The organism is Mesorhizobium sp. M4B.F.Ca.ET.089.01.1.1 (genome assembly GCF_004022605.1).
Classification (GTDB): domain Bacteria; phylum Pseudomonadota; class Alphaproteobacteria; order Rhizobiales; family Rhizobiaceae; genus Mesorhizobium; species Mesorhizobium abyssinicae.
Genome location: NZ_RZOS01000275.1, coordinates 1 through 7,693 on the forward strand (window position 1 = coordinate 1; position 7,693 = coordinate 7,693).

Annotated in this window: 9 protein-coding genes; 8 read left to right on the plus strand and 1 reads right to left on the minus strand. The window is 63.2% G+C overall.

All coding sequences use genetic code 11. The annotated features are described in order from the left end of the window. The 3 genes from queA to tgt form a co-directional block, all read left to right on the plus strand. Positions 1–842 (plus strand): tRNA preQ1(34) S-adenosylmethionine ribosyltransferase-isomerase QueA (gene queA / locus EN780_RS22420; protein ID WP_128275351.1); only part of this gene is annotated, 842 nt, incomplete at its 5' end. After that, positions 832–1,101, plus strand: a complete 270-nt coding sequence (locus EN780_RS22425; protein ID WP_128275352.1) for a hypothetical protein — start codon at positions 832–834, stop codon at positions 1,099–1,101. The genes queA and EN780_RS22425, both read left to right, overlap by 11 nt. Continuing rightward, positions 1,094–2,224, plus strand: coding sequence for a tRNA guanosine(34) transglycosylase Tgt (tgt, locus tag EN780_RS22430; RefSeq protein ID WP_127285971.1), 1,131 nt, complete (start codon positions 1,094–1,096; stop codon positions 2,222–2,224). The genes EN780_RS22425 and tgt overlap by 8 nt, the downstream gene beginning before the upstream one ends. 5 nt (positions 2,225–2,229) lie before the next feature. Here the strand turns inward: tgt and EN780_RS22435 are convergent, their stop codons facing one another. Further along, complete coding sequence (locus EN780_RS22435; RefSeq protein WP_127285972.1) at positions 2,230–2,649, minus strand: DUF4864 domain-containing protein; 420 nt, start codon at positions 2,647–2,649, stop codon at positions 2,230–2,232. Between the two features lie 215 nt (positions 2,650–2,864). On the opposite strand from EN780_RS22435, the gene EN780_RS22440 reads away from it, so the two are divergent. The 5 genes from EN780_RS22440 to EN780_RS22460 all read left to right on the plus strand — a co-directional run bounded on the left by EN780_RS22440 (position 2,865) and on the right by EN780_RS22460 (position 7,458). After that, positions 2,865–3,101, plus strand: a complete 237-nt coding sequence (locus EN780_RS22440; RefSeq protein WP_127391929.1) for an Lrp/AsnC ligand binding domain-containing protein — start codon at positions 2,865–2,867, stop codon at positions 3,099–3,101. A 172-nt stretch (positions 3,102–3,273) separates the two neighbouring features. Further along, positions 3,274–4,686, plus strand: a complete 1,413-nt coding sequence (locus EN780_RS22445; RefSeq protein ID WP_187331400.1) for a circularly permuted type 2 ATP-grasp protein — start codon at positions 3,274–3,276, stop codon at positions 4,684–4,686. 145 nt (positions 4,687–4,831) lie between these two features. Next, positions 4,832–5,773: an alpha-E domain-containing protein gene (locus tag EN780_RS22450; protein WP_127285975.1), complete on the plus strand. Its 942-nt coding sequence runs from the start codon at positions 4,832–4,834 to the stop codon at positions 5,771–5,773. Positions 5,774–5,803: 30 nt separating this feature from the next. Continuing rightward, positions 5,804–6,598 carry a transglutaminase family protein gene (locus EN780_RS22455; protein ID WP_127391927.1) on the plus strand — a complete coding sequence of 265 codons (795 nt, stop codon included), beginning with the start codon at positions 5,804–5,806 and terminating at the stop codon, positions 6,596–6,598. Between the two features lie 128 nt (positions 6,599–6,726). After that, positions 6,727–7,458, plus strand: a complete 732-nt coding sequence (locus tag EN780_RS22460; RefSeq protein WP_127285977.1) for a peptidase — start codon at positions 6,727–6,729, stop codon at positions 7,456–7,458. Positions 7,459–7,693 lie beyond the last annotated feature (235 nt).

The following is a 7,693-nucleotide window of genomic DNA, read 5'->3' on the forward strand; positions in this document are numbered from 1 at the left end:
CTCCGGCACTGATGCGCTTGCCCGACCGCTGGCAGGCCTTCATGCGGCCGGGCAAGCGCATCAGTGCCGGAGACCGCATCCATTTCGGCCATGACGCCAATTCCTGCTTCCTCGGCCAGCTCGACGCCACGGTGATCGAGAAGGGCGAGGCCGGCGAGGTTCTGCTCGGCTTCGATCTCTCCGGCCCGTTCCTCGACGAGGCGCTGCACGCCGTCGGCCACATCCCGCTGCCGCCCTACATCGCCTCCAAGCGCGACGACGACGAGCGCGACCGCAGCGACTACCAGACCATCTACGCCAGGGAGGAGGGCGCGGTCGCAGCGCCCACCGCCGGGCTGCATTTCACGCCCGAGCTGTTTGCCGCTCTCGACGCCAAGGGGGTGGAACGCCGCTTCGTCACGCTGCATGTCGGCGCCGGCACCTTCCTACCGGTTAAGGCAGACGACACCGCCGACCACAAGATGCATGCCGAGACCGGCTCTGTCAGCGCCGAGACCGCCGAAGCGCTCAACGCGGCAAGGGCGCGGGGAGGGCGGATCGTCGCCGTCGGCACGACGTCGCTGCGCCTGCTGGAGAGCGCCGCCAGGGAAGACGGCAAACTCGCCGCATGGTCGGGCCCGACCGATATCTTCATCACACCCGGCTACCACTTCCGCACCGCCGACCTGTTGATGACCAATTTCCATCTGCCGCGCTCGACGCTGTTCATGCTGGTCTCGGCCTTCAGCGGGCTGAAGACGATGCGCGCGGCCTATGCGCATGCCATCGACAGCGGCTACAGGTTCTACTCCTACGGAGACGCCAGCTTGCTTAACCGAGCGGAGACGAGCGATGGACGATGATCTGGAACACATGGACCGCGACGCTCTGGTCGCGGAGGTGAAGAAATTGCGCGCCGGGATTCGCACCCATCGCGACTCCACCGGCCACGATCTCTGCTGGCATCACCCCGACCTCTGGGCCCTGCTGCCGGAAAAGACCGAACCTGCCATCGCGGTGCCGCCCTGGGAAAAATTCATGCGCAGCTGCATCCGCTACCGGCAGTGGCTCGACGAGCAGGCACCCGGCGCGCCTGTGCACGACAAGGACTTCAATGGCTGAGGCTTTCACCTTCAAGCTGCTTGCCACCGACGGCAAGGCGCGGCGCGGCGTGATTTCGATGCCGCGCGGCGAGATCCGCACGCCGGCCTTCATGCCGGTCGGCACCGGCGGTACCGTCAAGGCCATGTATATGGACCAGGTGCGCGGCGTCGGCGCCGACATCATCCTCGGCAACACCTATCATCTGATGCTGCGGCCCGGCGCCGAGCGCGTGGCGAAGCTCGGCGGCCTGCATGAATTCGCGCGCTGGCCGCATCCCATCCTCACCGACAGCGGCGGCTTCCAGGTGATGTCGCTGTCCAAACTGCGCAAGCTCTCGGAAAAGGGCGTCACCTTCCGCTCGCATATCGACGGCGCGCCCTACGAGATGTCGCCTGAGCGATCGATCGAGATCCAGGGTCTGCTCGATTCCGACATCCAGATGCAACTCGACGAATGCACGGCACTGCCGGCCAAGCCGAAGGAGATCGAGCGCGCCATGGAACTGTCGCTGCGCTGGGCCGAGCGCTGCAAGACGGCCTTCGGCGACCAGCCGGGCAAGGCGATGTTCGGTATTGTCCAGGGCGGCGATATTGCCGATTTGCGCGTGCGCTCGGCGCAAGCCCTGAACGCGATGGATCTGAAAGGCTATGCCGTCGGCGGGCTGGCCGTCGGCGAGCCGCAAGCGGTGATGCTGGAAATGCTCGACATCACCTGTCCCGAACTTCCGGCCGGCAAGCCGCGCTACCTGATGGGCGTCGGCACGCCGGACGACATCTTGAAATCGGTGGCGCGCGGTATCGACATGTTCGACTGTGTGATGCCGACCCGCGCCGGTCGCCATGGCCTCGCCTACACGCGCCGCGGCAAGGTCAACCTGCGCAACGCCCGCCATGCCGACGATCCGCGCCCGCTGGACGAAGAGAGCGATTGCCCGGCCGCGCGCGACTATTCGCGCGCCTATCTGCACCACCTGGTGCGTTCGCAGGAATCGCTGGGGGCGATGCTGCTCACCTGGAACAACCTGTCCTACTACCAGAAACTGATGCAGGATATCCGCACCGCCATCCAGGCCGGCGCCTTCGAGGCGCAGGCGGCCGAGATTTCCGAGGGCTGGGCCCGCGGCGATATTCCGGTCGTCTGACCGGATCAGGTGCTCAGCGACGTCGACGCCCGCAGGCTGCAGCCGGTGATCTGAAAGCTGCCGTCAGGCTGCTGCTCCAGCGTGTAGACCGCCTCGTAGTCCTTGCCGTCGGGCCCGACGATCATCACCTGCTGGATGATCGAGGTCGGGCCCGTCTGCTCGACCTTGCCGAAGGCATAGCTTTGCGGCTTGCGCACCGGCGCGTAGCCGTTGGTCACCATGTTCATGAACATGTCGACGGTCGGGAAGACGCGTTTCACGTTCGGCGCGGCGAAACTGTAGGCCTTGGCGCCGTCATTGGCGACGAAGGCTTTCAGCTGGCTGTCGATGACCGTCTGCGCCGCCTTGATCTCGGCGTCGCCGGCGAAGGCCGAGGACATGAACAGGAATGGAATGATTGCGAATGCGAATAATGAGCGGCGCATGGCCTGTCTCCGTTGTCCCCGGGGGAAATCGCAGTCCGAAGATGCATCCTAACATACGCATGGCATCGCTTGGTGGTTTCAGCAGCTCGCAAGCATCAGCCATTCGGCGCTGCCGAGCAGCCAACTGTTGCGCATGGCCGGCTGATGCTTGAAAGCCGGGCGGCAGTCTGCCAAAAGGGCCGCTTATTCGCTCACAGGCTAGGCAGGACCGGGCAATGAAGGCATTTTTCGTGCAGATTAAGTGCGATCTCGGCAAGGCCTATGAGGTCGCCAGCGCGCTTGCCGATGCCGAGATCGCCTCGGAAATCTACTCGACTGCCGGCAATTACGACCTGCTCGCCAAATTCTATGTCGAGGACGACCAGGATGTCGGCCACTTCATCAACGAGAAGGTGCAGATTCTGCCCGGCATCAAGGACACCTTCACCATCGTGACCTTCCGCGCCTTCTGAGTCGCCTTTTGTCGTTTGCCCGGGAGCAAGGCAAAGCCTGACCCGGTCCCGTCGGCCCTGCCTTAATCTTGGGCAGTCCTGACATAACGACCGCCGTCACTCATCAAATCACCGATTGCGCTTGATTTTCTCCGGCGACGCCAGTGAAATGGTCTTACAGGGGAGTACGCGATTGGCAGCGTTCGATGAAATGCTTCCGGAAGTTTCCGGACTGAGAAGACCATATTCGGCTTATGATCGCTGGCTGAAGGAGCAAGACCCGGCCAGGCTTACCGAGAAAATGCAGGACGCCGAACGCGTCTTCCGCAAGACGGGCATCACCTTTGCCGTCTACGGCGAGCAGGAAGCCTCGGAGCGGCTGATCCCCTTCGACATCGTTCCGCGCATCATCTCGGGCAATGAATGGCGCCGCCTGACGCAAGGCATCGAGCAGCGCGTCCAGGCACTGAACGCCTTCCTCGACGACATCTACCACCGCCAGGAGATCCTGCGCGCCGGCCGCGTGCCCAGGGAACTGGTCGCCAAGAACGAGGCCTTCCTGCCTGAGATGATCGGCGTCAGGCCGCCCGCGGGCGTCTACACCCACATCATCGGCGTCGACATCGTGCGCATTTCGGAGAACGAGTTCTACGTTCTCGAGGACAATGCCCGCACACCCTCCGGCGTCTCCTACATGCTGGAGAACCGCGAGACGATGATGCAGCTCTTTCCCGAGCTGTTCCAGCAGATCAAGGTGCGGCCGGTCGAAAACTATCCGCAGCTGTTACGCCAGTCGCTGGCAGCGGTCAGGCCGCAAAGCACCAAGGGCGCGCCGACCATCGCCGTGTTGACGCCAGGCAGCTACAACTCCGCCTATTTCGAGCACGCCTTCCTCGCCGACCAGATGGGGGTGCAACTGGTCGAGGGCCAGGACCTGCGCGTCGTCGACGGCCACGTCGCGATGCGCACCACCGAAGGCTACAAGCAGATCGACGTGCTCTACCGCCGGGTGGATGATTCTTTCCTGGATCCGCTGACCTTCCGGCCGGACTCCGCGCTTGGCGTGCCCGGCATCATGGACGTATACCGCGCCGGCAACATCACCATCGCCAACGCGCCGGGCACCGGCATCGCCGACGACAAGGCGATCTATTCCTACATGCCGGAGATCGTCGAGTTCTACACCGGCCGCAAGGCGATCCTCGGCAACATCCCGACCTGGCGCTGCTCCGAGCCGGACAGCTTGAAATATGTGCTGGAGCACATCAACGAACTCGTCATCAAGGAAGTGCACGGCTCCGGCGGCTACGGCATGCTGGTCGGGCCGGCGGCGACCAAGAAGGAATGCCAGGATTTCGCCAAGAAGCTCGCGGCAAAGCCGTCGAACTACATCGCCCAGCCGACGCTGGCGCTATCGACGTGTCCGATCCTGACCGAGAAGGGCCTGTCGCCGCGCCACGTCGATTTGCGCCCCTATGTGCTGGTCTCCGACCGTATCCAGATCGTGCCCGGCGGCTTGACGCGCGTGGCCCTCAAAGAGGGCTCTCTGGTGGTCAATTCCTCGCAGGGCGGCGGGACGAAGGATACGTGGGTGCTGGATGATTGAGCTGAGTGAGTAGGGATTAGTGAGTAGGCAGTAAGCAGTAGTGTGAAAGCATAGGGGGCTGGGAATGCCGTATTTCATTGAAATTCAAGCTCTTACTACTGCCTACTCCTTATTCCCTACTCACTAGCCCGAAGGGCCACTTCCCATGCTTCTCGGCCGCACCGCCAACGGGCTCTACTGGATGAACCGCTACATCGAGCGGGCCGAAAACATGGCCCGCCTTGTCGATGCCGGCCTGCGCATGGCGCTCACCCGTACGCAGAACGCGTCGGAAGAATGGAATTCCGTGTTGCTTAGCGCCGGATCCGACGTCGCCTTCACCCAGAAGTATCAGGATTATACCGCGGCCAACGTCTCGGACTTCCTGCTGCGCGACACCTCGAACCCGTCGAGCACGATGTCGGCGATCGAGACCGCCCGCAACAATGCCCGCATGGTGCGCACCGCGCTGACGCGCGAGACCTGGGAAAGCATCAACGAGGCCTGGATGTCGCTGAAGCGCATGCTGGCCAAGCCCATCGACGAACGCGACCTGCCGACCGTTCTCGACGCCATCAAGCGCGAGACGGCGCTGATCCGCGGCTCCTTCTACGGCACCATGCTGCGCAACGAGATCTTCGATTTCTCGCAACTCGGCACCTATGTCGAGCGCGCCGACAACACGGCCCGCATCCTCGACGTCAAATATTACGTGTTGCTGCCCTCGATCTCCTGGGTCGGCTCGACGCTCGACAACTATCAGTGGGAATCGATCCTGCGCTCGGTGTCGGCGCATCGCTCCTACCGGTGGGTCTACGATGCCGACTACAAGCCGACCAACATTGCCGACTACCTGATCCTCAACGTGCGCATGCCGCGTTCGCTCACCTTCTGCTACCGCTTCCTCGCCGAGCATCTGAAATTCCTGGGCGACGACTATGGCGAGCGCCACGCCTGCCATGCCACGGCCGAGAAGACCCAGGCGATGCTGCGGGCAGGCTCGATCAAGGATATATTCGACGCCGGCCTGCATGAATTCCTGGCCAACTTCATCCGCGACAACACCAGGCTCGGCGACGAGATCGCGCAGGACTACAGGTTCTATTGAGCTTCATGCTCGCAAACGGAAAATGAAGCCATGCGGCTCAAGATCACCCATCGGACCGAGTACCGCTACGATGCGCCGGTGCAATATCTGCTGCAGCGGCTGCGCCTGCTGCCGGTCAGCGGCCACACGCAGACCGTGCAGTCCTGGGGCCTGAATATCGACGGCGCGCGCGAGGAGGTGCGTTTCACCGACCACTTCGGCAACGACACAAGGCTTCTGAGCGTCGAAGGCGAGCCTCACGCCATCACCATCGAAGCGTCGGGCGATGTGCTCACGCGCGACACCACTGGCGTATCCGGTCCGCATCATGGTTTCGCGCCGCTCTGGCTGTTTGCCCAGGAAACGCCGTTGACCGCCGCCGGCGAAGGCATTCGCGAGCTTGCCGGCTCGGCGGGGAAGGGCACCGATATCGAGCGGCTGCACCGGCTGATGGGCACGATCGGCGAGCGTGTCGCCTACAAGCCTGGCGCCACCACCGTGATGACGCCGGCCGAGGAGGCGCTGGCGTTGAAGACCGGCGTCTGCCAGGACCACAGCCATATCTTCGCCGCCGCGGCGCGCGCCATGGGGTTTCCGGCCCGCTATGTCAGCGGCTATCTGATGATGGACGCGGCTGTCGAGCAGGCAGCAAGCCACGCCTGGGCCGAGGCGCATGTTCAGGGCCTCGGCTGGGTTGCCTTCGATGCCGCCAACGGCATCTCTCCCGACGAACGCTATGTCAGGGTGGCGACGGGTCGCGACTACCGCGATGCCTCGCCCATATCGGGGATTCTGCTCGGTCAAGCGGACGAGAAGCTTGCCGTCACCGTCACGGTAGAGCAGTAATTCAGCAAGATTCGCCGCTGGAGCGGTGCGGCTTTGATAGATTCGCCGATCCGCTCCAGGTTTTTTGACGCAATTCCGGGCGGAAAGGCGCTACGCACTTCTCCTCGAATTGCTCTGGAAGTGCAGCCATGACCTATTGCGTCGGCCTGAAGATCGATCGCGGGCTCGTGTTCATGTCGGACACGCGCACCAACGCCGGCATGGATTCGATCTCCACCTTCAAGAAGATGCATGTCTGGGAGGAGCCCGGCGAACGCGTCATCGTGCTGATGTCGGCCGGCAATCTGGCGACCACGCAGGCCGTCGTCAGCCTGCTCGACGAACGCACCAAGGCGGTTGCCGATCGTCACGCGACGCTGCTCGAGACGCCGTCCATGTATCAGACGGTGCGGCTGGTCGGCGACACGGTCAAGGAGGTCATCGCTCATTCCTCGCCGGCCGGCGACAAGGCCGATTCCTATTTCAACGCCTCCTTCATCCTCGGCGGCCAGATCAAGGGCAGCCCGCCGCGGCTGTTCATGATCTATCCGGAAGGCAATTTCATCGAATCGACCGACGACACGCCGTTCTTCCAGATCGGCGAGACCAAATACGGCAAGCCGATCATCATCCGCGCCTATGAGCGCACGATGAGCCTGGCCGAGACGGTGAAGCTGCTTCTGGTCTCATTCGATTCGACGCTGAAGTCGAACCTGTCGGTCGGCCTGCCGCTCGATCTCCTGTTCTACGAGAAGGACGCCTTCAAGGTCAGCATGAAGAAGCGCATCGGCCAGGACGATCAATATTACCGCACCATCTCGGACGGCTGGTCGAACGCCCTGAGGACCGCCTTTGCCAGCCTGCCGGACTATCCGGGCTAGGGCGGCGCGACCTCGCTGGCGCATTGCCTTTATATATTTAACATGTTAATCAAAATTCGAGCCGGCTGAACTCGCCGGCAGCCGCCGGCTATCGGGAGGAAACATGGACAACAGCGAATTCCGCGCATGGTCGAGGCGTGCCGCCGACTGGGGCGTCGACTACCGCGACACCTTGCGCGAACGGCCGGTGCGGCCAGCGCTCGCGCCCGGCGAGGTTTTCCGTGCCATCGAGGTC